At 66.2% G+C, this 24,980-nt stretch carries 21 protein-coding genes; 12 read left to right on the forward strand and 9 right to left on the reverse strand.

Going from position 1 to position 24,980, the window contains the following annotated elements; genetic code table 11:
* Positions 1-7: 7 nt before the first annotated feature.
* On the forward strand, positions 8-499 hold the full coding sequence (locus tag JHD77_RS07260; RefSeq protein ID WP_003082414.1) for a nitrate reductase cytochrome c-type subunit: 492 nt from the start codon (positions 8-10) through the stop codon (positions 497-499).
* 10 nt (positions 500-509) lie between these two features.
* The gene (locus JHD77_RS07265) at positions 510-1,106 is read left to right on the forward strand and encodes a cytochrome c3 family protein (protein WP_003082412.1); all 597 of its coding nucleotides are present in this window, start codon (positions 510-512) and stop codon (positions 1,104-1,106) included.
* A gap of 31 nt (positions 1,107-1,137) precedes the next feature.
* Here the strand turns inward: JHD77_RS07265 and JHD77_RS07270 are convergent, their stop codons facing one another.
* Positions 1,138-2,334 (reverse strand): lytic murein transglycosylase, encoded by a 1,197-nt coding sequence (locus JHD77_RS07270; protein ID WP_003082409.1) that lies wholly within the window; start codon positions 2,332-2,334, stop codon positions 1,138-1,140.
* Positions 2,335-2,790: 456 nt separating this feature from the next.
* Between JHD77_RS07270 and JHD77_RS07275 the strand changes: the two genes are divergently transcribed.
* Positions 2,791-3,525: a TerC family protein gene (locus JHD77_RS07275; RefSeq protein ID WP_003106697.1), complete on the forward strand. Its 735-nt coding sequence runs from the start codon at positions 2,791-2,793 to the stop codon at positions 3,523-3,525.
* A gap of 43 nt (positions 3,526-3,568) precedes the next feature.
* Here the strand turns inward: JHD77_RS07275 and loxA are convergent, their stop codons facing one another.
* From loxA to JHD77_RS07290, 3 genes are all read right to left on the reverse strand, one after another.
* The gene (gene loxA / locus JHD77_RS07280; protein ID WP_003082403.1) at positions 3,569-5,626 is read right to left on the reverse strand and encodes a lipoxygenase LoxA; all 2,058 of its coding nucleotides are present in this window, start codon (positions 5,624-5,626) and stop codon (positions 3,569-3,571) included.
* Positions 5,627-5,703: 77 nt separating this feature from the next.
* Positions 5,704-6,024 (reverse strand): hypothetical protein, encoded by a 321-nt coding sequence (locus JHD77_RS07285; protein ID WP_003082401.1) that lies wholly within the window; start codon positions 6,022-6,024, stop codon positions 5,704-5,706.
* A gap of 499 nt (positions 6,025-6,523) precedes the next feature.
* Entirely contained in the window at positions 6,524-7,195 is a 672-nt protein-coding gene (locus JHD77_RS07290) for a polysaccharide lyase family 7 protein (protein WP_003106699.1), read from the reverse strand.
* 175 nt (positions 7,196-7,370) lie between these two features.
* Between JHD77_RS07290 and JHD77_RS07295 the strand changes: the two genes are divergently transcribed.
* Positions 7,371-8,159, forward strand: a complete 789-nt coding sequence (locus tag JHD77_RS07295; protein ID WP_003082385.1) for a dienelactone hydrolase family protein — start codon at positions 7,371-7,373, stop codon at positions 8,157-8,159.
* A gap of 227 nt (positions 8,160-8,386) precedes the next feature.
* The gene (locus tag JHD77_RS07300) at positions 8,387-9,115 is read left to right on the forward strand and encodes a 4'-phosphopantetheinyl transferase family protein (RefSeq protein ID WP_003082383.1); all 729 of its coding nucleotides are present in this window, start codon (positions 8,387-8,389) and stop codon (positions 9,113-9,115) included.
* Here JHD77_RS07300 and tcdA read toward each other — a convergent pair whose 3' ends face one another.
* Positions 9,116-9,928, reverse strand: a complete 813-nt coding sequence (gene tcdA / locus JHD77_RS07305) for a tRNA cyclic N6-threonylcarbamoyladenosine(37) synthase TcdA (protein ID WP_031755281.1) — start codon at positions 9,926-9,928, stop codon at positions 9,116-9,118.
* A 211-nt stretch (positions 9,929-10,139) separates the two neighbouring features.
* Here tcdA and ndvB point away from each other — a divergent pair, with 211 nt between their 5' ends.
* The 4 genes from ndvB (at position 10,140) to JHD77_RS07325 (ending at position 15,219) form a co-directional block, all read left to right on the forward strand.
* Complete coding sequence (gene ndvB / locus JHD77_RS07310; RefSeq protein WP_191519249.1) at positions 10,140-12,749, forward strand: glycosyltransferase NdvB; 2,610 nt, start codon at positions 10,140-10,142, stop codon at positions 12,747-12,749.
* 114 nt (positions 12,750-12,863) lie between these two features.
* The gene (dapE, locus tag JHD77_RS07315) at positions 12,864-14,015 is read left to right on the forward strand and encodes a succinyl-diaminopimelate desuccinylase (RefSeq protein ID WP_031755282.1); all 1,152 of its coding nucleotides are present in this window, start codon (positions 12,864-12,866) and stop codon (positions 14,013-14,015) included.
* The gene (locus JHD77_RS07320; RefSeq protein ID WP_003101808.1) at positions 14,015-14,818 is read left to right on the forward strand and encodes a putative RNA methyltransferase; all 804 of its coding nucleotides are present in this window, start codon (positions 14,015-14,017) and stop codon (positions 14,816-14,818) included. Before dapE ends, JHD77_RS07320 begins: the two co-directional genes overlap by 1 nt.
* A 17-nt stretch (positions 14,819-14,835) precedes the next feature.
* Positions 14,836-15,219, forward strand: coding sequence for a hypothetical protein (locus JHD77_RS07325; RefSeq protein ID WP_003101810.1), 384 nt, complete (start codon positions 14,836-14,838; stop codon positions 15,217-15,219).
* 105 nt (positions 15,220-15,324) lie between these two features.
* Here the strand turns inward: JHD77_RS07325 and JHD77_RS07330 are convergent, their stop codons facing one another.
* From JHD77_RS07330 to JHD77_RS07340, 3 genes are all read right to left on the reverse strand, one after another.
* On the reverse strand, positions 15,325-15,534 hold the full coding sequence (locus JHD77_RS07330; protein ID WP_003082372.1) for a cold-shock protein: 210 nt from the start codon (positions 15,532-15,534) through the stop codon (positions 15,325-15,327).
* A 319-nt stretch (positions 15,535-15,853) separates the two neighbouring features.
* Positions 15,854-17,470 carry an ATP-binding protein gene (locus tag JHD77_RS07335; RefSeq protein WP_003109067.1) on the reverse strand — a complete coding sequence of 539 codons (1,617 nt, stop codon included), beginning with the start codon at positions 17,468-17,470 and terminating at the stop codon, positions 15,854-15,856.
* 83 nt (positions 17,471-17,553) lie between these two features.
* Positions 17,554-18,264, reverse strand: a complete 711-nt coding sequence (locus tag JHD77_RS07340; RefSeq protein ID WP_003082360.1) for a winged helix-turn-helix domain-containing protein — start codon at positions 18,262-18,264, stop codon at positions 17,554-17,556.
* A 732-nt stretch (positions 18,265-18,996) separates the two neighbouring features.
* On the opposite strand from JHD77_RS07340, the gene JHD77_RS07345 reads away from it, so the two are divergent.
* The 3 genes from JHD77_RS07345 (at position 18,997) to JHD77_RS07355 (ending at position 24,292) form a co-directional block, all read left to right on the forward strand.
* Entirely contained in the window at positions 18,997-21,888 is a 2,892-nt protein-coding gene (locus JHD77_RS07345; protein WP_003082358.1) for a ribonucleoside-diphosphate reductase subunit alpha, read from the forward strand.
* A 263-nt stretch (positions 21,889-22,151) separates the two neighbouring features.
* Positions 22,152-23,399 carry a ribonucleotide-diphosphate reductase subunit beta gene (locus JHD77_RS07350; protein ID WP_003086547.1) on the forward strand — a complete coding sequence of 416 codons (1,248 nt, stop codon included), beginning with the start codon at positions 22,152-22,154 and terminating at the stop codon, positions 23,397-23,399.
* A gap of 359 nt (positions 23,400-23,758) precedes the next feature.
* Positions 23,759-24,292 carry an REP-associated tyrosine transposase gene (locus tag JHD77_RS07355; RefSeq protein ID WP_003112472.1) on the forward strand — a complete coding sequence of 178 codons (534 nt, stop codon included), beginning with the start codon at positions 23,759-23,761 and terminating at the stop codon, positions 24,290-24,292.
* Between the two features lie 296 nt (positions 24,293-24,588).
* Here the strand turns inward: JHD77_RS07355 and JHD77_RS07360 are convergent.
* A partial coding sequence (locus JHD77_RS07360) for a DDE-type integrase/transposase/recombinase (RefSeq protein WP_199506527.1) occupies positions 24,589-24,980 on the reverse strand: 392 nt, incomplete at its 5' end.

A 24,980-nucleotide genomic window follows, 5' to 3' on the forward strand; every position in this document is an offset into this window, starting at 1 on the left:
GCGCGCCATGAAACCTCTGCTGACTGCCCTGCTCCTCGTCCTGCTCGGCGCCCCCGCGGCCTTCGCCGCCGACCTCGGCTACCCGCTGGACGCGCCCGCCCCCGACGGCCGCCGCCCCGGCGGCACGCTGGCCGAAAGCCGCCCCGCGCCGCCGCTGGCGGCCGAGGAAAACAAGGACCTGAAACGCGAGCGCAACTACCCCGAGCAGCCGCCGACCATTCCCCACAGCATCGTCGGCTATCGCATCGACAAGGACAGCAACAAGTGCCTGTCCTGCCACAGCCGCGCCAACAGCGCGCGAACCCAGGCGGTGATGATCAGCATCACCCACTACATGGACCGCGACGGCCAGCCGCTGGCCGCCGTCTCGCCGCGCCGCTACTTCTGCGTGCAGTGCCATGTGCCGCAACAGGACGTAAAGCCGCTGGTCGACAACCGCTTCGAGAACATCGACCAGATCCTCGAGAAAGAAGCCGCCAATGCGGCGCGCAAACCCTGAGGGAGGCCGCATGAAAGCACTCATCGCCTGGCTGGCCGGTTACTGGCGGGTCCTGCGTCGTCCCAGCGTGCATTTCAGCCTGGGCTTCCTCACCCTCGGCGGCTTCATCGCCGGGATCGTCTTCTGGGGCGGCTTCAACACCGCCCTGGAGGCGACCAACACCGAGACCTTCTGCATTTCCTGCCACGAGATGCGCGACAACGTGTTCGTCGAACTCAAGGACACCATCCACTACAGCAACCGTTCCGGAGTCCGCGCCACCTGTCCCGACTGCCACGTGCCACACAAGTGGACCGACAAGATCGCGCGCAAGATGCAGGCCTCCAAGGAGGTCTGGGGCAAGATCTTCGGCACCATCAACACCCGCGAGAAATTCCTCGATCACCGCCGCGAGCTGGCCGAGCACGAATGGGCACGACTCAAGGCCAACGATTCGCTGGAATGCCGCAACTGCCACAACTTCGAGTTCATGGACTTCACCCGGCAGAGCGTGCGCGCGCGGCAGATGCACTCCACCGCCCTGGCCAGCGGCGAAGCCACCTGCATCGACTGCCACAAGGGGATCGCCCACCACCTGCCGGACATGACCGGGGTGAAGGGCTGGTAGCGCCGCCCGCGGACCGGGCGGCGCGGCGCAATCAGGGCTGGGCGCCCTTCAGCGCCTCGAGGATCTTGCGCCCGGCGCGACCGTCGGCCGGGGTCAGGCCGAGGCGCTTCTGCTCGGCCTGGATCGCCTTGCGCGTGCTGGTGCCGATCAGCCCGTCGGCCTCGCCGATGTCGTAGCCGCGCGCCAGCAACGCCTTCTGCAATTGCTTGCGCTCGAGCCGGCTGATGCCCGGGTCGTCGGTCGGCCAGGACGCCACCAGGCCGCTGCCGCCGCGCAGGCGGTCGGAAAGCAGGGCGATGGCCAGCGCGTAGCTTTCCGCGGCGTTGTAGGAATAGATCGCATCGTAGTTGCGATAGACCAGGAAGGCCGGGCCCTGGGCCCCGGCCGGCAGGAGGATCGCGGCCTTCTCGTCGCCGCCCGGCAGCGGCTGGCCGTCGACCCGCCTCACCCCACGGGCGACCCAGGCCGACAGCGGCTGGCGCTTGCCGCGCCCGGCCAGGCTGGCGGGGAAGTCGGCCGGCACCTTCACTTCATAGCCCCACGGCTGTCCCGTGCGCCAGCCAGCCTTCTTCAGGTAGTTGGCGGTGGAACCGAGGGCATCCGGCACGCTGCCCACCAGGTCGCGGCGACCGTCGCCGTCGAAGTCCACGGCGATCCGCGCGTAGGTCGATGGCATGAACTGGGTATGGCCGAAGGCCCCGGCCCAGGAGCCGGTGATGCCGGCGTCGCGGATGTCGCCGGCCTGCAACAGCTTCAGGGTGGCGAGGAACTCGCCCTGGAAGAACGACTGGCGGCGCCCGTAGCAGGACAGGGTCGACAGCGAGGTCAGCAGCGGACGCTTGCCGAAGATCCGCCCGTAGTCGCTTTCCACGCCCCACACCGCCACCACCGTGTACTTGTCCACGCCGTAGCGCGCGGCCACCTGGTCGAGCAGCTTGTCGTGCTGGGCGAGCATCGCCTTGCCATCGCTGACCCGCTGCTCGTCCACCAGACCGGCCAGGTAGTCCCACAGCGGGGTGGTGAACTCCGGCTGCGCGTCGAGCAGGTCGAGCACGCTGAGGTCGGCCTGCAGGCCGCTGGTGAAGCGCTCATAACTGTCGGCGGAAATGCCCTGCGCCTGGGCCTTCTTCTGCAGGCCGGCGAGGCAGGAAGGGAAGCTCGAGGCGTCGGGTTGCGCCAGGGCCAGGGCGGGTAGCAGGGCCAGCGAGGAGAGAAGAAGACTGCGCATGGGGTTTCCTTGTACGGTGAACGGTCATCCATGGCACCGGCGGGCTTCCCCCGGCGCCGAAGGCCTGGTGGCCTGTACGGTTGACTCGGTGATCGGCGTTCGACTGGTCGAGTCAGCCACACGGGCCACTAGCCTACCGTCCCGCCGGGTGCGGCGCCATCTCCGCCCTGAAAGGCGGGTGAAACCTTGCTCGGGCAGACTGGCGATGGAATACGCATGCCGGGTGTCTCGCGGCCGATCCGCCGCGTCACATCCGTGCCCGAACGCGCTGCGCCACCCGCGCGTCCGTTTTCCGGGCACTGGCCGGGCGTTCGCCGGTCCAAGCAGTGTTCCCCGCCTCCGTCCACAAGCCGGAGCCGGCCCCGACGGTCCCAGACCACCGCAGGAAAGCCGGGCGGCCGCCACCCGCCACCGCCCCGGGCTTTCCACCCTCACTACACGTTTCGGAGTACAACCTTGATCCACTGGTTGAGCGACCCGACGTTCTGGACAGCCCTGCTGCAGATCGTCGCCATCGATATCCTCCTGGGCGGCGACAACGCCGTAGTCATCGCCCTCGCCTGCCGGCACCTGCCGGCGCACCGGCGCAAGCAGGCGATCTTCGGAGGCGTCGCCGGCGCCATCCTGATCCGCATCCTGCTGCTGTTCTTCGCCCTGCACCTGCTCGACCTGCCCTACCTCAAGGTAATCGGCGCGCTCCTGCTGCTGTGGATCGGCATCAAGCTGCTGCTGCCGGAGGAGGAGAACGGCGACGACATCAAGGGCAGCACCCACCTGCTCGGCGCGATCAAGACCATCATCATCGCCGACGCGGTGATGAGCCTGGACAACGTCATCGCCCTGTCCGCCGCCTCGGCCGGGGATTTCTTCCTGGTCTCCCTGGGCGTGCTGATCAGCATCCCGATCATCGTCTGGGGCAGCCAGCTGATCCTGCGCCTGATCGACCGCTTCCCGCTGATCATCCTCTTCGGCGGCGGCCTGCTCGGCTGGATCGCCGGCGGCATGCTGCTCACCGACAGCGCCCTGAAGCCCTGGCTGGCGCCCTACGCGCAATGGGATTCCTACCTGCACTACGGCGCGGCGGCCTTCGGCGCGCTGTTCGTGATCCTCCTCGGCAGCCTCCTGGCGCGCCGCCAGTTGAAGCAGCGGCATGCCGCGCCGGCGGACGCCGCCGAAAGCGAAGGCCGCTAAGAGCAACGGGGCGCCCGGGGGCGCCCCGTCCTCTTTCTCCGGCTCAGATATTGGTGCTCGCCGGGATCCGGCTCGGCAACAGGTACTCGTAGGGCCTGCGGCGCGCCTGGTTGCGCGTGCGAATGGTCGCCTCGACCTCCTTCAGGCGTGCCTGGAAGCGCTCCAGCGGGCCGCCGCTGGCGGTCACCCGCCTGTCCGAAAACACCGGCGCGTAGGGGAACCCGGTCTGCCGGTAGTCGCCCAGGCGACCGTGGTAGACCGAACCGAGCAGGTGATAGATGTTCACCTTCTCCAGCGCCACCAGGGTCGGCGGCATCATCTTCAACCAATCGGCCTCGCTCTTGCCGCTTGGCGAGTCCGGTGCCGGCGCCGCGCTCATGGCACAGATGGCTGGTGCGTAGGTCATCATCGAAGGCTGGGGAAAATTGACCGCCGCATGCTGCGCGGAGGCAGTGAAGATCACCATGGTCAGCACCTCGACCAGTTGGCTGCGACCGGTGATCGGGCGGAACCCGGCCACCTTGCCGCTGCCGATCACTTCGCCGACCCAGGCCGCCAGTTCGACGTCAGCGGTGACGTCGCCGTCGCTGGCGTAGTACACCGCCACGTAGTCGGCCGCCCACTGGCGGATGGCATTCCATACCAGCAGGCCGTCGTCGCGATAGGGGTAGTCCGGTAGCGCCAGCGGGTCGTCGACGTTCCGCGCCTTCAGGCTCTCCGGCAACATGCCGCGGTAGAAGTCGAAACCCAGCCGATTGCCGCCGGCGGTGGCCTGGGTGTCCTGGATCGGCGCGGCGAACATCACGTCGATGAAGCCCGCGCTGGGCAACAGGATCCGCGCCGCCCCCTCGTTGATGAACAGGGTGCCCTCGAAGTGCGGGGCGAGCAGGACGTGCAGCGGATGGCTGGGCGCCAGGGTGCGCTGGGTGGCCAGGCAGAACGCCTCGCTCACCAGGTGGGTCTGGGCCAGGTGGACGAACATCTCGTGGTAGTTCTCCTCGGCGACCTGGACCACCGTCTTGGCCATCTGCCAACCCCAGTACAGATCACTCTCCGACTCGGCGGGACGCACGAACATCGGATGGGTAGCGGGGTCCTGACCACACTGGATGGCCACCGGCAATAGCCTCGCCCGATCCTTGCCAAGGGCGAACAGGGCGATCGGCGCATAGGCGAAGCCCGTCCCGGTGAGCAGTTTGTCCACCGCTCCCGACGGCGCCAGCTTGCCCAGCTCGGCGTAGTCCAGCAGATACAGGCGGCGGCTGGCGGCGGCCTCCAGCAAGCTGTCGTCGGCGCCCATCACCCGGCGGAACTGCTCCTCGCCCAGCGGAAAGTTGGCCGGCAGCGCATCGACGCGACGGATCAGCAGCGGATTAGGCCCGGCCACCCGCCAGTAGGCGAACGCTTCGTCGTCACGGAAGCTGTCGGCGACCTCCGGCAGGCGCAGGGTGCCGAACACCGCGCGGAAGCGATTCAGGCCGTCGCCCTGCCCCCCCTGGGTAACCAGGTTGCTGGCGCTCTTGAGAATATCGTCGACCAGCAGGCCGACCCGCGTCAGTAAGGCGATCACCCGCGTCTGCAATTCCGTGAAGCGCAGCAGCAGGCTGCCGGCCGCGGCCGGATCGTTCTTCGCCTCCTCCAGCAACGCCTCGTGGACCTGGCGCGCCGCCTCCAGATCGCCGCTGAGCCCGGCGGCGATCCGCTCGAACTGCGCGGCGGCCGACGCCGGCAACGAGGCGACGAAATTGACGATCAGCTCGACGATCACCCCGGCGGTCTTCAACAGCCAGTCGACATTCGGCAACTCGCCCAGCGGCACCGAGCGGGCCATCGGCACGCCTTTGACATTGGCGAAGTTCTCGGTCCAGACATATACCAGTTTCTTGCTGGTCAATACCGCACGCCGCGCCAACTTTCCGGCCAGGTTGTCATATTGCGGCAAACTCGGCGGAATCAGGTTGTCCAGCAAACTTCGCGAGGCATCGATAGATCGCTGTTGTTCCGCCCCGAGGTATTTCAAGGGTGAAAAGAATATCGAGTCATTGGCCAGTGCGGTTCCACTCAGGGCGACACCCGACAAGAGCACACTCCTGCGTTTCATATCATCGACTCCATCAATGCATTAACCAGGAACGACTCGATGCCTGAGCATCGAATCGCTCTTTCAACAGGTTGCGATCAGCTGTAAAGCCCTTCGCCGCTTTCCTTGTTGTAATGCAACGGAACATTGTGGTTGTCGGTCCCGCCGAGAATCTTGCCGACGGTGATCGCCGCCACCGAAGGCACCTGGAAGGCCAGCAGGTCGACCAGCTCGTGGGTACGGTTGAGGCCGATGGCGCTGGCCGCGTTGCCGATGCTGGAGAACAGCGGCGAGTTCAGGAAGGAGTTGGCCGCGTAGACGCCGTTGATGATGGCATCGCCCAGGAAAGTCCCGGCGCCAGAAACTTGTTCGATTTCACCCACACTTAGAACCGCCAGGGCATTCACCTGATTTTTCATTTCTGAATCTCCACATATTCGAATTGTTGAAACGAATGGTTCTCGCTGAAAACAGCAAAGAAACCTGCACGCCCGAACTTCTTCGGAACGTGGAGAAAGCAATAGCGAGAGAAAAAACCGGCAATAAGCTGACGCTTCGCACAGTTGACAGGAAAAGCCTGGAACAATAGTTATCCACAATAATTATTGACGGCGAACTTTTGACTTGCAAAGAACTACGCTGGCCAGCGGCAAGAGTGAATTTCATCCAGCCAGGGCTATACCAATCGTGCAAACCCGGAAGGGCGCTGCGCAAAACGTCACATTTATTCGGGACGATACGCCAAGGCGGTTCCCTGTACTGAAGTACCAGAATCGCCAGATCGCGCGGCCTATTTCCCCTTGGAAAAATACGGATATTTTTTTCCGGGCCAGGTTTTCCTTCTTCCGCGCCTGCCAGATCTGGCAGTTGCGAAGCGCCACGACAACGCGAAGTCCGCGGCGCAGACGCCTCGACCGCTCATTGATGGCTAACGCGCAGCTCGCTGAATGTCGCCCGCCCGCCCTCGCTGGACGGTCCGCGGTTGTCCTGCAGGTAGAGTCCGGCCTTGAAATAAAGGCCCTGGTAGGCCCACTGCGGGTCCAGTTGCTGCTCCAGGGCGCTACCATTCACCGACACGCTGAGCAATCCGCTGCGAGACACGCCGATGCGGTAGCTGAACGGCTGGCCGAGAGGAATCCCGTCCATCAGTGTGTAGGCTCTGGTCCCGCCGTCGTCCGGCCGCTCGCGGACCAGCGCCTGGACCCGCCCCTGGTCGAGCCGCAACTGGTAGAGCAGCTTCACCAGCGGCGCGGCCTGGCCGCTATTGCTGCCATCGCTGTGGATCTGGCCGATGATCATGCGCCGGGTCGAGGGCACCGCCTCGATGCGCAGAGTCGCCTCCAGCCAGTTGTCGGCCCTGGCGTAACGCCAGTTGTAGGGCCTGCCGCTGGACAGGGTCTCGCGCAACTCGCTGCGCGGAAACTCGCTGTTGCGCGTGTGGCTGCCGTTCACCGGCACCCAGAAGCGAATGCCGTCGGCGGTGCGCTGGAAATAGTCGCTGCGGTAGTCGCGCTGCAATTGGCTGGTGGAGATGGTGATGGCCGGGCGGCCCTGGGGAATGGTCAGGTTCCAGGTACTCAGGTCAGGCATCCAGACGGTGTCCTAGCGAGGGGAAGGGACTCGCCCATAGGGTAGATGAGCGGCGCACGCTTTGCCTGGCCGAATGGCCCGCGTTTGAGCGGCGCAAGGCCGGCACCGAGGGTTTTCCCCGCGTCCCGCGCACAAGCGTCTATCTTGATCGGGGACCCTTTCACGGAGAGATGCCATGCGCCTGTTCTGCGCCCTGCTGCTCATCGCCTGCGCCGCCAGCGCCCAGGCCGCTATCCAGACCCGCGAGATGCCTTACCGGAGCGCAGACGGCACGCGCATGGTCGGCTATTTCGCCTACGACGACAGCAAGCCGGGGATCCGCCCTGGGGTCATCGTGGTCCACGAATGGTGGGGGCTCAACGACTATGCCAAACGCCGCGCCCGCGACCTCGCCGAACTCGGCTACAGCGCCCTGGCCATCGACATGTACGGCGAAGGCAAGCACACCGAGCACCCGCAGGACGCGATGGCCTTCATGCAGGCCGCGACCCGGGATGCCGACGCCGCCAAGGCGCGCTTCCTCGCCGGCCTGGAACTGCTGAAGCGGCAACCGCAGACCGATCCCAGCCAGATCGCCGCGATCGGCTACTGCTTCGGCGGCAAGATCGTCCTCGACATGGCCCGCCAGGGCCTGCCGCTGGCCGGCGTGGCGAGCTTCCACGGCGCCCTCGGCACCGCCACCCCGGCCAGCAAGGGCAGCGTCAAGGCCAAGATCCTGGTGGAGCACGGCAGCGCCGACAGCCTGGTCCCGGCCAAGGACCTCGACGCCCTGAAACAGGAACTGAACGCCGCCGGCGCCGACTACCGGGTGGTGATCCAGGACGACGCCAAACACGGCTTCACCAACCCCGACGCCGACGCGCACAAAGGCCACGGCCTGGACATCGGCTACGACCGCCAGGCCGACCAGCGCTCCTGGGCAGACCTGCAGGCGTTCCTCAAGGACATCTTCGGGCAGGGTTGAACCCTGCGCCGACGCATAAAAAAACGGGAGTCCCCGGAGGGACTCCCGTCTTGAAAGGTCGAGACAGGACAGTATCCCGTCATCAACAAACAACCTCACCTGCATTCCACAGGAATGCGCGGCGCAGTCTGTCAAAACCGGGCCTCGCGGTCCGTTTTCCTTTGTTGCGCTTTTGCAATCTTGTGTAAGCGCCGCGTGACTGGTGGGCCACGTCGGGAACCGGCACAATGCGCGCCATGAACGACCGTCTCCCCTCCTTCTGCACCCCACTGGACGACCGCTGGCCGCTGCCCGTCGCGCTGCCCGGCGTGCAACTGCGCAGCACCCGCTTCGACCCGGCGCTGCTGCAACCCGGCGACTTCGCCCTGGCCGGCATCCAGCCGCCGGCGAACATCCTCCGCGCGGTGGCCAAGCGCCAGGCCGAGTTTCTCGCCGGGCGCCTCTGCGCACGCGCCGCCCTGTTCGCCCTCGATGGCCGCGCCCAGACGCCGGCCGTCGGCGAGGACCGCGCACCGGTCTGGCCGGCCGCGATCAGCGGCTCGATCACCCATGGCGACCGCTGGGCCGCCGCCCTGGTGGCGGCGCGCGGCGACTGGCGCGGGCTCGGCCTGGACGTGGAAACCCTGCTCGAAGCCGAACGGGCGCGCTACCTGCATGGCGAGATCCTCACCGAAGGCGAGCGCCTGCGCTTCGCCGACGACCTGGAGCGACGCACCGGCCTGCTGGTGACCCTGGCGTTCTCGCTGAAGGAAAGCCTGTTCAAGGCGCTCTATCCGCTGGTGGGCAAGCGCTTCTATTTCGAACATGCGGAACTGCTGGAATGGCGCGCCGACGGCCAGGCCCGGCTGCGCCTGCTCACCGACCTGTCGCCGGAGTGGCGCCACGGCAGCGAGCTGGACGCCCAGTTCGCCGTGCTCGACGAACGCCTGCTCAGCCTGGTGGCGGTCGGCGCCTGATCAGGCGTTCCCCGGCGTGCGCCGCGACGGCCGCAGCGCGCGGCCGTCCGCCAGGCGCTCGACGGCGCGGGCGGCGGCGACCATGCCGAAGGTGGCGGTGACCATCATCACCGCGCCGAAGCCGCCGGCGCAGTCCAGCTTCACCCCTTCGCCGACGAAACTCTTCGACTGGCACACCGTGCCGTCCGGCTTCGGGTAGCGCAGTTGTTCGCTGGAGAACACGCAGGGCACGCTGTAGGTGCGCCCCGCCGTGCGCGAGAAGTTGTAGTCGCGGCGCAGGGTGGAACGCACCTTGGCCGCCAGCGGGTCGTTGAAGGTCTTGTTCAGGTCGGCGACCTGGATCTGCGTCGGGTCGACCTGGCCACCGGCGCCGCCGGTGGTGATCACCGGGATCTTGCGCCGCTTGCACCAGGCGATCAGCGCGGCCTTGGCGGCCACGCTATCGATGCAGTCGATCAGGTAGTCGAAGTCGACGATGTACTCGGCCATGGTCTCGCGGGTGACGAAATCGGCCACCGCGTGGACCCGGCAGGCCGGGTTGATGGCCCGGATGCGCGCCGCCATCACCTCGACCTTGGCCTTGCCCACCGAGCCTTCGATGGCATGCACCTGGCGGTTGGTGTTGGTCACGCAGACATCGTCGAGGTCGAACAGGGAAATCTCGCCGACGCCGCTGCGGGCCAGCGCTTCCGCCGCCCAGGAACCGACCCCGCCGATGCCGACCACCGCGACGTGGCTATCGGCCAGGCGTTGCAGCCCCTCGCGACCGTACAACCGGCCGATACCGCCGAAGCGCTGTTCATCCACCTGCATCACCAACCACCTCTGAAACCGAATCGCGGATTGCCGCGCGCATTATAAAAAGCCGCGGCCGCCGCGTCGCCTGCGTTCTTACGGCTCGTCGCGCAGGCCGGACTAGACTTGCAACAGACCCGCCGGCCCGGCGCCTGTACACCCCGGGGGGTGCGGGGTAGCATGCGCCGCCCCGTGTTCAGCGAAACATCCGGAACCTGGTTTCATCTCTATGTCTTCACGCAAGATCGGGCTCAACCTGGTGGTCATCGTCGCCCTGGCCGCCCTCTTCACCGGCATCTGGGCCCTGTACAACCGTCCGGTCAGCGTACCGGACTGGCCGGAACGCATCTCCGGCCTCTCCTTCTCGCCGTTCCGCCTCAACCAGAACCCGCAGAGCGGCCGCTACCCCAGCGCCGAACAGATGCGCACCGACCTGGAACTGGTCGCCCGGCACACCCACAGCATCCGCACCTATTCGGTCCAGGGCGCGCTCGGCGACATCCCGGCGCTGGCCGAGGCGTTCGGCCTGCGCGTCAGCCTGGGCATCTGGCTCGGCCCGGACCTGGCCAGCAACGAGGCCGAGATCGCCCGCGCCATCCGCATCGCCAACGAGTCGCCGAGCGTGGTGCGAGTGATAGTCGGCAACGAGGCGCTGTTCCGCCGCGAGGTGACGGCGGAACAGTTGATCGCCTACCTCGACCGGGTCCGCGCGGCGGTCAAGGTTCCGGTGACCACCGCCGAACAGTGGCACGTCTACCGCGAATACCCGGAACTGGCGCAACACGTCGACCTGATCGCCGCCCACGTCCTGCCCTACTGGGAGGCTACGCCGGTGGCCGACGCGGTGGACTTCGTGCTCGAACGCGCGCGCGAACTCAAGGCCGCCTTCCCGAGGAAGCCGCTGCTGCTCGCCGAGGTCGGCTGGCCGAGCAACGGGCGCATGCGCGGCAGCGCCGAGGCGACACCCGCGGACCAGGCCATCTACCTGCGGCGCCTGACCAACGCGCTCAACGGCGAAGGCTACAGCTACTTCGTCATCGAAGCCTTCGACCAGCCCTGGAAGGTCAGCGCCGAAGGCTCGGTGGGCGCCTACTGGGGCGTCTACAACGCCGACCGCAAGGCCAAGTTCAACTTCACCGGGCCGGTGGTGCCGATTCCCAAGTGGCGCGCCCTGGCCATCGCCTCGGCGGTACTCGCGGTACTCGCCTTCACCCTGCTGCTGATCGACAGTTCCTCGCTGCGCCAGCGCGGGAGGACCTTCCTCGCCGTGGTCTCGTTCGCCTGCGCCTCGGTGCTGGTGTGGATCGCCTACGACTACAGCCAGCAGTACAGCACCTGGTTCAGCCTGACCGTCGGCGCGTTGCTGGGCGTCGGCGCGCTGGGGGTGGTCATCGTGCTGTTCACCGAGGCCCACGAGCTGGCCGAGGCGGTCTGGACGCGCAAGCGGCGCCGGCCATTCCTGCCGATCACCGCCGCGCAGGCCTATCGGCCCAAGGTGTCGATCCACGTGCCCTGCTACAACGAGCCGCCGGAACTGCTGAAGCAGACCCTCGACGCCCTTGCCCGCCTCGACTACCCGGACTACGAAGTCCTGGTGATCGACAACAACACCCGCGACCCGGCCGTCTGGCAGCCGGTCGAGGCGCACTGCGCGCGCCTGGGCGAGCGCTTCCGCTTCTTCCACGTCGCCCCGCTGGAAGGCTTCAAGGCCGGCGCGCTGAACTTCGCCCTGGGCCACGTGGCGGCGGACGTCGAGGTGGTCGCGGTGATCGACGCCGACTACTGCGTCGACCCCGACTGGCTCAGGCACATGGTGCCGCACTTCGGCGACCCGCGGATCGCCATGGTGCAGTCGCCGCAGGACTACCGCGACCAGCACGAGAGCGCCTTCAAGCGGCTCTGCTACGCCGAGTACAAGGGCTTCTTCCACATCGGCATGGTCACCCGCAACGACCGCGACGCGATCATCGAGCACGGCACCATGACCATGATCCGGCGCAGCGTGCTGGACGAGCTGAGATGGCCGGAATGGTGCATCACCGAGGACGCCGAGCTGGGCCTGCGGGTGTTCGAGAAGGGCCTGTCGGCCGCCTACTTCGAGCGCAGCTACGGCAAGGGGGTGATGCCCGATACCTTCATCGACTTCAAGAAGCAGCGCTTCCGCTGGGCCTACGGCGCGATCCAGATCATGAAGCGGCATACCGACGCCCTGCTGCGCGGCCGCGGTCCCGACGGCAGCCGCCTGACCCGCGGCCAGCGCTACCACTTCGTGGCCGGCTGGCTGCCGTGGATCGCCGACGGCCTGAACATCTTCTTCACCCTCGGCGCGCTGCTCTGGTCGGCGGCGATGATCATCGTGCCCAAGCGCGTCGACCCGCCGCTGCTGATCTTCGCGATCCTGCCGCTGGCCCTGTTCGTCTTCAAGGTCGGCAAGATCCTCTTCCTCTACCGGCGCACCGTCGGCGTCGACCTGCGCGACTCGTTCTTCGCCGCCCTCGCCGGCCTGTCGCTCTCGCACACCATTGCCAAGGCGGTGCTGTACGGCTTCGTCACCCGCGGCATCCCGTTCTTCCGCACGCCGAAGATGCGCTCCAGCCACGGCCTGCTGGTGGCCCTGGCGGAGGCCCGCGAGGAAGTCTTCGTGATGCTCCTGCTGTGGGGCGCGGCGGCCGGCATCGTGGCGGTTCAGGGCGTGCCGAGCCGCGACCTGCTGATCTGGGTCGCCATGCTCCTGGTGCAATCGCTGCCCTACCTGGCGGCGCTGGTCATGGCCCTGCTCTCGTCGCTGCCGAAACCGCGCGAGGAACTGGCCGGCGGCGCCGAGCGGATCGGCGGTTGAGATCGAGCGAGGCGTCGGGACAGCCGGCTCCGCTCGCCTAAACGGCGTCCCTTCGCCCACGTTTATGCTTTAAGATTCCCCCTTTCCGCTCGACCCGCTCAGGATGCCCTCCCCATGACCGCCTCTTCGCCGAGTCTCTCGCCGACCCTCGAACTCGCCTGCGAGTTGATCCGCCGCCCCTCCGTCACGCCGCTCGACGCCGACTGCCAGGCCCTGATGATGCGCCGCCTGGAAGCCGCCGGCTTCGCCCTGGAGCCGATGCGCATCGAGGAGGTGGACAACTTCTGGGCACGGCGCGGCGGCGACGGCCCGGTGCTGTGCTTCGCCGGGCACACCGACGTGGTCCCCACCGGCCCGCTGCAGGCCTGGCAGCACCAACCCTTCGACGCCCTGATCGACGACCAGGGCATGCTCTGCGGGCGCGGCGCGGCGGACATGAAAGGCAGCCTGGCGTCGATGATCGTCGCCGTCGAGCGCTTCGTCGCCGACCACCCGGAGCACAAGGGTGCCATCGCCTTCCTCATCACCAGCGACGAGGAAGGCCCGGCCCACCACGGCACCAAGGCGGTGGTCGAACGCCTCGCCGCACGCGGCGAGCGCCTGGACTGGTGCATCGTCGGCGAACCGTCGAGCACCAGCCTGGTCGGCGACGTGGTGAAGAACGGCCGCCGCGGCTCCCTCGGCGCCAAGCTGACCATCCGCGGCGTACAGGGCCATGTGGCCTACCCGCACCTGGCGAAGAACCCGATCCACCTGGCCGCCCCGGCGCTGGCCGAACTGGCGGTGGAACACTGGGACGACGGCAATGCCTTCTTCCCGCCGACCAGCTTCCAGGTTTCCAACCTGAACTCCGGCACCGGCGCCACCAACGTCATCCCCGGCGAACTGACCGTGCTGTTCAACTTCCGCTTCTCCACCGAATCCACCGTCGAAGGCCTGCAGAAACGCGTCGAGGCGATCCTCGACAAGCACGGCCTGGACTGGCACGTCGAATGGGCGCTGTCCGGCCTGCCGTTCCTCACCGAGCCGGGCGAACTGCTCGATGCGGTGGCCGCCAGCATCAGGGCGGTCACCGGCCGCGAGACCCAGCCCTCGACCAGCGGCGGCACCTCCGACGGACGCTTCATCGCCACCATGGGCACCCAGGTGGTCGAACTCGGCCCGGTCAACGCCACCATCCACCAGGTCAACGAGCGGGTCCTGGCCAGCGACCTGGAGCTGCTCACCGAAATCTACTACCAGACCCTGGTGAGGCTGCTCGCCTGATGCTGATCTGCCCGCTCTGCTCCGCCGCCCTGGGCGAGGTCGACAACGGCGTCGCCTGCCCCGCCGGGCACCGCTTCGACCGCGCCCGCCAGGGCTACCTGAACCTGCTGCCGGTGCAGCACAAGAAAAGCCTCGATCCGGGCGACAACGCCGCCATGGTCGAGGCCCGTCGCCAGTTCCTCGGCGCCGGCCACTACGCGCCGCTGGCCCGGCGCCTGGCCGAACTGGCCGCCGAACGCGCGCCGCGACGCTGGCTGGATATCGGCTGCGGCGAGGGCTACTACAGCGCCCGGCTCGGCGAAGCCCTGGCCGGCGCCGAAGGCTATGCCCTGGACATCTCCCGCGAGGCAGTGAAACGCGCCTGCCGCCGCGCGCCGCAGTTGTCCTGGCTGGTGGCGAGCATGGCCCGGCTGCCGCTGGCCGACGCCAGTTGCGAGCTGATCGCCAGCGTGTTCAGCCCGATCGACTGGAACGAAGCCGTGCGCGTCCTCGCCCCCGGCGGCGGCGTACTGCGCCTGGGCCCGGCCAGCGCGCACCTGCTGGAACTGCGCCAGCGGCTCTATGACGACGTGCGCGACTACGCCGACGACAAGCACCTCGCCGGCCTGCCCGCGCAACTGCGCCTGCGCCACACCGAGACCCTCGAGTTCCGCCTGGCGCTGGACAGCTACGACGCGCGGGAAAACCTCCTGGCCATGACCCCGCACGGCTGGCGGGTCAACCCCGAGCGCCGCGCGCGAATCCTGGCCGAACCCTTCGAAGTCAGCGTGGCGGTGCGCTACGATTGGCTGCAACGCGACTGACCGTCCCCGAGGACCCCATGCGCCAACCGGATATCGAGATCTACCTGAAAGACGCCGAGCACGCGGCCGTCGCCGCCTGGCTGGAACAGGCGCTGGGGCCCTGCGGCCCATGGCAGGAGCACGGCCAGACCCTCAAGTGCACCGCCCGCGGCAAGCACGGCGCGGTGCGCGTCACCTGGCTGCCGAAGGCGGTGGGCAAGTGGCACAGCCTGTTCTTGGAGAGCGACAGCACGCCCTGGGACGACGACCTCGCCTGCGCCAGGGCCGCGCATGCCGCGCTCGGCGTGGAGATCCGCTGCGCGCCGGGCGGCTGGGAGGAAAACCAGGGCGAAGAGGACGCCGACCGCTGGCTGCGGGTCGACGCCGGTGGCGTCGAGGAAATTACCTGGCGCACCGCCTGAACGACGAAAACCCCGCGCTGCGAGGGGCCACCCAACGGGGGCCTGGCGGGGTGGATGCGCTGGATGACAAAAGCCCGTCTCGCGACGGGCTTTTGCTTGCGGGAATCAGACCTTGGAGACGTCTTCCGCTTGCAGGCCTTTCTGGCCCTGGATCACCGAGAATTCCACTTTCTGGCCTTCCACCAGGGAGCGGTGACCCTCGCCGCGGATGGCGCGGTAGTGAACGAACACGTCCGGACCGCTATCGCGTTGAATGAATCCATAACCTTTGGCGTCATTGAACCACTTGACGGTTCCGACCTCACGATCAGCCATTACCACACTCTCCAACTTGCAATTTTTTATAAGTGGCCTTCCCAATCCGGGAAGACTTCGACGGTTCGGCTGCGCAACGCTGTTCTTGTTATCCGACCCCGGCAAAATGCCGTTGGAGCGGGCATTTCGAATGGCGTTCCACTAGCCACCGCGTCCCGGAGTATAAACAAACGAGTCCAACTGAAAAGGACTTTTTTAGCCCCTGGCGGAATACTCGCCACGCCCGGCGGGACTGGCCTTTCGATATGTTTTCGCTACGCCTGGAATACGTCTGCGCATGCACTTGCAGATAGCTAGCCGCCATATTTCCGTCGGCTTTTCAGCGGTCGCGCAGACCCGCCTTGCGCGGCCAGGCCAGGGTGAAGCAGGCACCGCCCAGAGTCTCGCTGCGGCCGATGGAGGCCCGGCCGCCATGCCAGTAGACGATCCGCCGGACGATGGACAGTCCCAGGCCATGCCCGCCGGAAGCACGGGTCCGGCTATCGTCCAGGCGTAGGAATGGCGTAAAGAGCCGCTCCCATTGCGCCTCCGGCACCCCCGGCCCGTCGTCCTCGACATCCACCCGGCAACGCTCCAGGCTGACCCGGTAGCTGATCCTGACCCGACGATCGGCATGCCGCAGCGCATTGGTCAGCAGGTTCTGCAAGGCCCGATGCAGGTAGCGCGGCTCGGCCTCGATCCAACTGCCCAGCTCCTCAGGCACCAGCGCGCCCTCCTCGCAACTGACCAGCACCTCGCGGCGCAGCGGGGCGATCTCCTCCACCACCTGGCGCACCAGCACGCCCAGCTCCAGGCGCTGGTAGGTCAGCGGCGGCGAGCCCTGTTCCAGGCGCGCGTAGGTGAGCATCTCGTCGACCAGCTTGTCGAGGTCCTGGATATCGTTGTCCATGCCCTCCAGGTACTTCAGGCGGGCGCCGTCGGTCTCGGCGGTCTCGATCATCTCCAGGCCGAAGCGCAACCGCGCCACCGGCGTGCGCAGCTCGTGGGACACCGCGCGAACCATCTCGCGCTGCACCGTCAGCAGCCGGTGGATGTGCTCGGCCATATGGTTGAAGGCCGCGCCCAGGCGTCCCACCGAGTCGCCTCCGCGCACCTCGACGCGAGTATCCAGGCTGCCGCGGGCGATCCGCGTGGCGGCCGCCTCCAGGCTGCGCAGGCGCTGCTCCAGGCGACGCACCAGCAGGTAGGTGATCAGGCCGATGAAGCTCAGGCACAGCGCGCCGAGCAGCAACAGCAGCTGCGGCGGATAGAGGTTCATCTGGAACAGCGGGCCCAGCTCCAGCACCCAGGGCGTGTCGAGGATGCCGGCGAAGATGCGGATCGAGTCGCCGTCCTTGCCCAGCGCCATCACCGTGTCGCCCTCCACCACCCGCCGGCGCTGGTCGTCGTCGAGGTCCAGTTCCTTGACCTGGAGCAGGTGCACCGGGAAGCCGAAGCGCTTGTCGCGGACGATCCGCGCCAGGTGGTAAGGCTGTTCGCTGGCCGGGTAGCGCACCAGTTCGTCCATCAGCAGGTAAACCGTGGCCCGCGCCAGTTGCTCGCTGACCTGCTGCACCTCGCCGCTGAGCACCAGGTTCTCGGCGGCGCTGGCCTGGGTATAGACGGTGACGGCGTGCTCGGCGGTCTGCTTCACCAGCACCTGGCCGTTCATCAGGCGCGCGCGGCTGCGTCCGTCCATCCGCAGCTCATCCAGCCCGCGCAGTTGCAGGGGAATCCCCAGCAAGCGGCTCCACTGCGCCAGGGCGCGCTTGCGCTCGGTGGCGGTCATCGGTTGCAGGTTGTCGGCCATCAGGCGGAAGGTGCCGCGCGCCAGCTCCTCGCGGTAGTGCTCGCCGCGCACCTCGTTGATCCAGTGCAGGCCGAGCAGGCCCAGGCCGCTGACCAGCAGCAGGGCCAGGAGCATGCCGCCATAGATGCGCAGGAAGATGGATTTCATCGGCGAGCCCCCGGCCGCTGTCCGCTGCTGTTGATTCTGGCCGACCGGGACGCCCGCGCCCCGGCCCGCAGGAAAAAAGCGCCTCAGCCCTCGCCGACGAACAGGTAGCCCTTGCTGCGCACGGTCTTGATCAGCCGCGGGTGCATCGGGTCGTCGCCGATCTTCGGGCGGATCCGCGAGATGCGCACGTCGATGGAGCGGTCCTGGCCGTCGTACTCGATGCCGCGCAGGGCGTTGAAGATCTCCTCGCGGGAGAGAATCCGCCCGGCGTTCGCCGCCAGCAGCCAGAGCAGGTCGAACTCGGCGCTGGTCAGCTCGATGGTGGTCCCGTCCAGCCAGGCCTCGCGCATCGCGTTGTCGATCACCAGGCGACCGAACGCCAGGCGTTTGCTGTCCGCCGCCGGGGCGCCCGCTTCCGGCGCCTCGCTGCGCCGCAACAGGGCACGGATGCGCGCCAGCAGCACACGCGGGCGCACCGGCTTGCACACGTAGTCGTCGGCGCCCATCTCCAGGCCGAGCACCTCGTCCATGTCGTCGGTGCGCGCGGTGAGCATCAGGATCGGACCGTCGAACTGCGGACGCACCTGGCGGCAGATGGACAGACCGTCCTCGCCCGGCAGCATCAGGTCGAGCACCACCAGGTCCGGGCGTTCGGCGAGGATACGCGCCGCCGCCAGTGCGCCGTTGGCTTCGATGTCGACCTTCAGGCCGTTGCCTTCCAGGTATTCCCGGGTCAGCTCGGCCAGGCGTCGATCGTCCTCGACGATCAGGATGCGCCAGGCTTCTTGCTCCACACAGCCTCCTCGTATCGCGGTCCCGGAGCCGCCGCGCGGCCCCCTCAGAGCGGCCCGCATTGTAGCCAATACGGGGGCCACGCGGCAGCACGCGAGGAACATCTTGCAAACACTACATATTGTGGGTAGGGTGCGCGCCCCGAAAGGTTGGGGAGTAGGTCTGCGCCGGTGCTTTCCGAGGGCGACGAATGGCATTCTCCAGCGCTGCCGCGGCCTACGGACGCTTCCTAGGACTCACGCACAGAAGACCCACACTTTATCCACAGGTTTCCCCCAGACTGTCACCTTGCAAACACCCCATTAGCGCATTATCTTGTATCCCCATCGTCGCCACCCCCTATATCTTGGGTTTCGAGCGCACGAACGGCTACAACGGAACCAACCGCGCACGGACCACTCTGATGGCTCCGGCGGCTCCGCAAAAAAGCATTTTCCAGACGTACTGAAAGCATCGACGGCGCTCACCGCAAGGAGCCCTTCATGACGTTGGAAAAGCGGTACGGGTGTTGCAACGGACGCTGTAAACAGACAGTCAACACCACTAGGTATTGTGTTCGACGGCAAAACGCCACGAACCCGCCAGGGCCAGGGAGGCACTCACAGTCCCCACCCTCAGCATTCGAATGAAGCAGCCGCCGCGAGGCCGGCTGCCCGGCTCTTTATCGATTCAAGGGAATGGGCGCCCCGGCGCCCGCTAGCAAAACCATTACGAGAACGTGGAGATACCCACCCATGCATACCGACACCACACGCGAGAACCCGCAGGCCAGCGCGCCGCAGGCCGCCGATTCGTCGCAGGATCTGGCCGCCACCGCGCCGGGCCAGCTGCGCGTGATCAAGCGCAACGGCACCGTAGTCCCCTACACCGATGACAAGATCACCGTGGCCATCACCAAGGCGTTCCTCGCCGTGGAAGGCGGCACCGCCGCCGCCTCGTCGCGTATCCATGACACCGTGCGCCGCCTGACCGAGCAGGTCACCGCCACCTTCAAGCGCCGCATGCCGTCCGGCGGCACCATCCACATCGAAGAGATCCAGGACCAGGTCGAACTGGCCCTGATGCGCGCCGGCGAGCAGAAGGTCGCCCGCGACTACGTGATCTACCGCGAAGCCCGCGCCGCCGAGCGCAAGAACGCCGGCGCCGCCAGCGATGTCGCCCAGCCGCACCCGAGCATCCGCATCACCCGCGCCGACGGCAGCCTGTCGCCGCTGGACATGGGCCGCCTGAACACCATCATCAGCGAAGCCTGCGAAGGCCTGGCCGAGGTGGACGGCGCGCTGATCGAGCGCGAGACCCTGAAGAACCTCTACGATGGCGTCGCCGAGAAGGACGTCAACACCGCCCTGGTGATGACCGCGCGCACCCTGGTCGAGCGCGAGCCGAACTACTCCTACGTCACCGCCCGCCTGCTGATGGACACCCTGCGCGCCGAAGCCCTGGGCTTCCTCGGCGTGGCCGAGAGCGCCACCCATCACGAGATGGCCGAGCTGTACGCCAAGGCCCTGCCGGCCTACATCGAGAAAGGCGCCGAGTTCGAGCTGGTCGATGCCAAGCTGAAGGAATTCGACCTGGAGAAACTGGGCAAGGCCATCGATCACGAGCGCGACCAGCAGTTCACCTACCTCGGCCTGCAGACCCTGTACGACCGCTACTTCATCCACAAGGACGGCATCCGCTTCGAACTGCCGCAGATCTTCTTCATGCGCGTGGCCATGGGCCTGGCCATCGAGGAGAAGGACCGCGAGGCACGTGCCATCGAGTTCTACAACCTGCTGTCGTCCTTCGACTACATGAGTTCCACCCCCACCCTGTTCAACGCCGGCACCCTGCGTCCGCAGCTCTCCAGCTGCTACCTGACCACCGTGCCGGACGACCTGTCGGGCATCTACGGCGCCATCCACGACAACGCCATGCTGTCGAAATTCGCCGGCGGCCTGGGCAACGACTGGACCCCGGTGCGCGCGCTGGGCTCCTACATCAAGGGCACCAACGGCAAGTCCCAGGGCGTCGTGCCCTTCCTGAAAGTGGTCAATGACACCGCGGTCGCGGTCAACCAGGGCGGCAAGCGCAAGGGTGCGGTCTGCGCCTACCTGGAAACCTGGCACCTGGACATCGAGGAATTCCTCGAGCTGCGCAAGAACACCGGTGACGACCGTCGTCGTACCCACGACATGAACACCGCCAACTGGATCCCCGACCTGTTCATGAAGCGCGTCTTCGACGACGGCTCCTGGACCCTCTTCTCGCCGTCCGACGTCCCCGACCTGCACGACCTCTACGGCAAGGCCTTCGAGGAGCGCTACGAGTACTACGAGGCCCTGGCCAGCTACGGCAAGCTGAAGCTGCACAAGGTCGTCCAGGCCAAGGACCTGTGGCGCAAGATGCTCTCCATGCTGTTCGAGACCGGCCACCCGTGGCTGACCTTCAAGGACCCGTGCAACCTGCGCAGCCCGCAGCAGCACGTGGGCGTGGTGCACAGCTCGAACCTCTGCACCGAGATCACCCTGAACACCAACAAGGACGAGATCGCCGTCTGCAACCTGGGCTCGATCAACCTGGTCAACCACATCGTCGACGGCAAGCTGGACACCGCCAAGCTGGAGAAGACCGTCAAGACCGCGGTACGCATGCTCGATAACGTCATCGACATCAACTACTACTCGGTCCCGCAGGCGCAGAACTCCAACTTCAAGCACCGTCCGGTCGGCCTGGGCATCATGGGCTTCCAGGACGCCCTGTACCTGCAGCACATCCCCTACGGTTCGGACGCGGCCATCGCCTTCGCCGACCAGTCCATGGAAGCCATCAGCTACTACGCGATCCAGGCTTCCTGCGACCTGGCCGACGAGCGCGGCGCCTACCAGACCTTCCAGGGCTCGCTGTGGTCGCAAGGCATCCTGCCGATCGACTCGGAGAAGAAGCTGATCGAAGAGCGCGGCGCCAAGTACATCGAAGTCGACCTGTCGGAAACCCTCGACTGGGCGCCGCTGCGCGAGCGCGTACAGAAAGGCATCCGCAACTCGAACATCATGGCCATCGCGCCGACCGCGACCATCGCCAACATCACCGGCGTCTCGCAGTCGATCGAGCCGACCTACCAGAACCTGTACGTGAAGTCGAACCTCTCCGGCGAGTTCACCGTGATCAACCCCTACCTGGTGCGCGACCTCAAGGCCCGCGGCCTGTGGGACCCGGTCATGGTCAACGACCTGAAGTACTACGACGGTTCCGTGCAGCAGATCGAGCGCATCCCGCAGGACCTCAAGGACCTCTACGCCACCGCGTTCGAAGTCGAGACCCGCTGGATCGTCGAAGCCGCCAGCCGTCGCCAGAAGTGGATCGACCAGGCCCAGTCGCTGAACCTGTACATCGCCGGCGCCTCGGGCAAGAAGCTCGACGTGACCTACCGCATGGCCTGGTTCCGCGGCCTGAAGACCACCTACTACCTCCGTGCCCTGGCCGCCACCAGCACCGAGAAGTCCACCATCAACACCGGCAAGCTCAACGCCGTGTCGGCCGGTGGCAACGACGGCCTGCAAGCCGCCCCGGCCGCCGAGCCGAAGCCGGCGCCGGTGCCGCAGGCGTGCAGCATCGATAACCCCGACTGCGAAGCCTGCCAGTGATCGCGCGTCGCTGAACGGCGTCCGTGTCGCGGCCGGGCAAGCCGGACTCCTCGCGTGGGTTCGGCCTGCCCGGCGCCTGACGGTCGCTCGTCCAGCGCCACGCTGGCAGCGCAAGGCCCCTCGCCAGGGCCAGGAACAATCCCCTTCTTCCCTCCGGGGGAGAAGAACGGCCCGGCCAGACCGTGCCGGACCACCGCTTTCGCGTGCACCTCACGCCCCATATCCAGGCCGCCGAGACGGCCGCCAGACCAGGAGAGAGCAAGATGCTGAGCTGGGACGAATTCGACAAAGAAGACCCGACCGAAGCCAAGGCCGCGCCCGCCGCCGCCCAGGCCGTTGCCCAGGGCCATGACAAGCTGGACGACGAAGCCGCCGGCTCGGTGGAAGAAGCGCGCGCCGTTTCCGCCGACGACTCCGACGCCGTCGCCCGCGCCAAGAAGGCCCTGAACGACCTCGACATCCAGGAAGGCCTGGACGACCTCGAAGGCTCCGCCGCGCGCGTGCAGGTCGGCGACAAGCAGATGATCAACGCCCGCGCCGACCTCAACCAGCTCGTCCCCTTCAAGTACGACTGGGCCTGGCAGAAGTATCTGGATGGTTGCGCCAACCACTGGATGCCGCAGGAAGTCAACATGAACGCCGACATCGCCCTGTGGAAGAGCAAGGACGGCCTCAGCGAAGACGAGCGGCGCATCGTCATGCGCAACCTCGGCTTCTTCTCCACCGCCGACTCCCTGGTCGCCAACAACCTGGTGCTGGCCGTGTACCGCCTGATCACCAACCCCGAGTGCCGCCAGTACATCCTGCGCCAGGCCTTCGAAGAGGCGATCCACACCCACGCCTACCAGTACTGCATCGAGTCGCTGGGCATGGACGAGGGCGAGATCTTCAACATGTACCACGAGATCCCCAGCGTGGCGAAGAAGGCCTCGTGGGGCCTGAAGTACACCCGCTCGATCTCCGACCCGATGTTCCAGACCGGCACCCCGGAAACCGACCGCCAGTTCCTGCGCAACCTGATCGCCTACTACTGCGTGCTGGAAGGCATCTTCTTCTACTGCGGCTTCACCCAGATCCTCTCCATGGGCCGCCGCAACAAGATGACCGGCACCGCCGAGCAGTTCCAGTACATCCTCCGCGACGAGTCGATGCACCTGAACTTCGGCATCGACGTGATCAACCAGATCAAGATCGAGAACCCGCACCTGTGGGACGCCCAGATGAAGGACGAGGCGACCCAGATGATCCTCCAGGGCACCCAGCTGGAGATCGAATACGCGCGCGACACCATGCCGCGCGGGGTGCTGGGCATGAACGCGGCGATGATGGAGGACTACCTGAAGTTCATCGCCAACCGGCGCCTGACCCAGATCGGCCTGAAGGAAGAGTATCCGGGGACCACCAACCCGTTCCCGTGGATGTCGGAGATCATGGACCTGAAGAAGGAGAAGAACTTCTTCGAGACGCGGGTTATCGAGTACCAGACGGGCGGAGCACTGAGCTGGGATTGAGATTCTCGATTTAGGTCAAGACCGTTAGACGCTGTCGCCGGAAAGGGATTTCGGGACAGTGGTAGAGATGAAGAGCCCCGCCTTGTGCGGGGTTCTTCATTAAAGAGAAATAAAAACCCAAGGTGTTCAGCAAGTTAATTCACCAAATCAAATAGAAGATATGTGCCAAGCTCACTATCCCCAAGACACCATCGACAGACTATTTGAGGACTGTCAAACAGCCCTAGAAAACAAGAAATAAAAACATGCCCAACCATTCGCTCAATCTGAAATCTCCGTAGGGCGAATAACGCGCAGCGTTATCCGCCAGCTGGCCAAGGTACGCTCCGAAATCCTTCTGGATACACGGACGATCCCCAATGCCAAGCTACCGACGAACCTGGGTCCCCGGCGGCACCTATTTCTTCACCGTCACTCTGCATGACCGCCGCTCCAACCTGCTGACCCGCGAAATCGACCTGCTGCGCCGCGTGGTCGCCCAGACCAGGCGCCGGCATCCCTTCCGCATCGATGCCTGGGTCGTGCTGCCGGAGCACATGCATTGCCTCTGGACCCTGCCGCCCGACGACGCCGATTTCGCCACCCGCTGGAAGGTCATCAAGTCCGGCTTCGCACGGCGCATCCCCTGCCACGAATCACGTACCTTCGCGCAACGGCGGCGAGGACAACGCGCCATCTGGCAGCAGCGCTACTGGGAACACCTGATTCGCAATGACACGGACTACCGGCGCCATTTCGACTACATCCATCTCAACCCTGTGAAACACGGGCTGGTTACGGCGGTCAAGGATTGGCCCTTCTCCACCTTCCACCGGGCCGTGGCTGATGGGCTTTATCCCGAGGATTGGGCCGGTGATCCTTCCTTGGAGGTCCGGGCGGCCGAGCGGGTTTGAGTCTGCTGGCGGATAACGGCTGTGCCGTTATTCGCCCTACCCCGGCTACCAAGTCTTTTTCTCGGCCTCGCAGGATGGCCGGCCCCGAGAAAGTAACCAAAGCGCTTGCCCCTGCATTCGGCCTCCTACACGACGATTCCGCTCGGCCTCCTGATGGGGCGGACCGGAGCATCGGATGTTTCTCTGGAAGAGGTAGGGCGAATAACGCGAAGCGTTATCCGCAGCTACACAGGATTTTCCTGTAACGCCCGAGCATCGGGGGATTGAAAGAACTTCGTCAAGTCGATGTGTAGTGGTCAACCCATCCCGGACAGTGGGTTGAGTTTTTCTTCGGCCACCGCAGGTGGTAACCCGTCGTTGAATTGATGCGGCCTGATCCAGTTGTAGCGGTGCATCAAGTAATGACTGATGTCCCGTTGGGCCTCCTGCGCCGTCAGGTAACCCGTTGACGGGACCCACTCCGACTTCAGACTGCGGAACAGGCGCTCCATCGCCGAGTTATCCCAGCAATTCCCTCGGCGACTCATGCTCTGCTGCATCCGATAGCGCCAGAGCCGTTGCCGAAACAGGCGGCTGGCGTACTGGCTGCCCTGATCTGAATGGAACAGCACCTGCTGTGGCTTGCCGCGCTGTTCGTAGGCCATGTCCAGGGCCTTGATCACCAGTTCGGCATCCGGCTTGGCCGAGA

Source organism: Pseudomonas sp. P20, from assembly GCF_016463925.1.
GTDB classification, from domain to species: domain Bacteria; phylum Pseudomonadota; class Gammaproteobacteria; order Pseudomonadales; family Pseudomonadaceae; genus Pseudomonas; species Pseudomonas aeruginosa.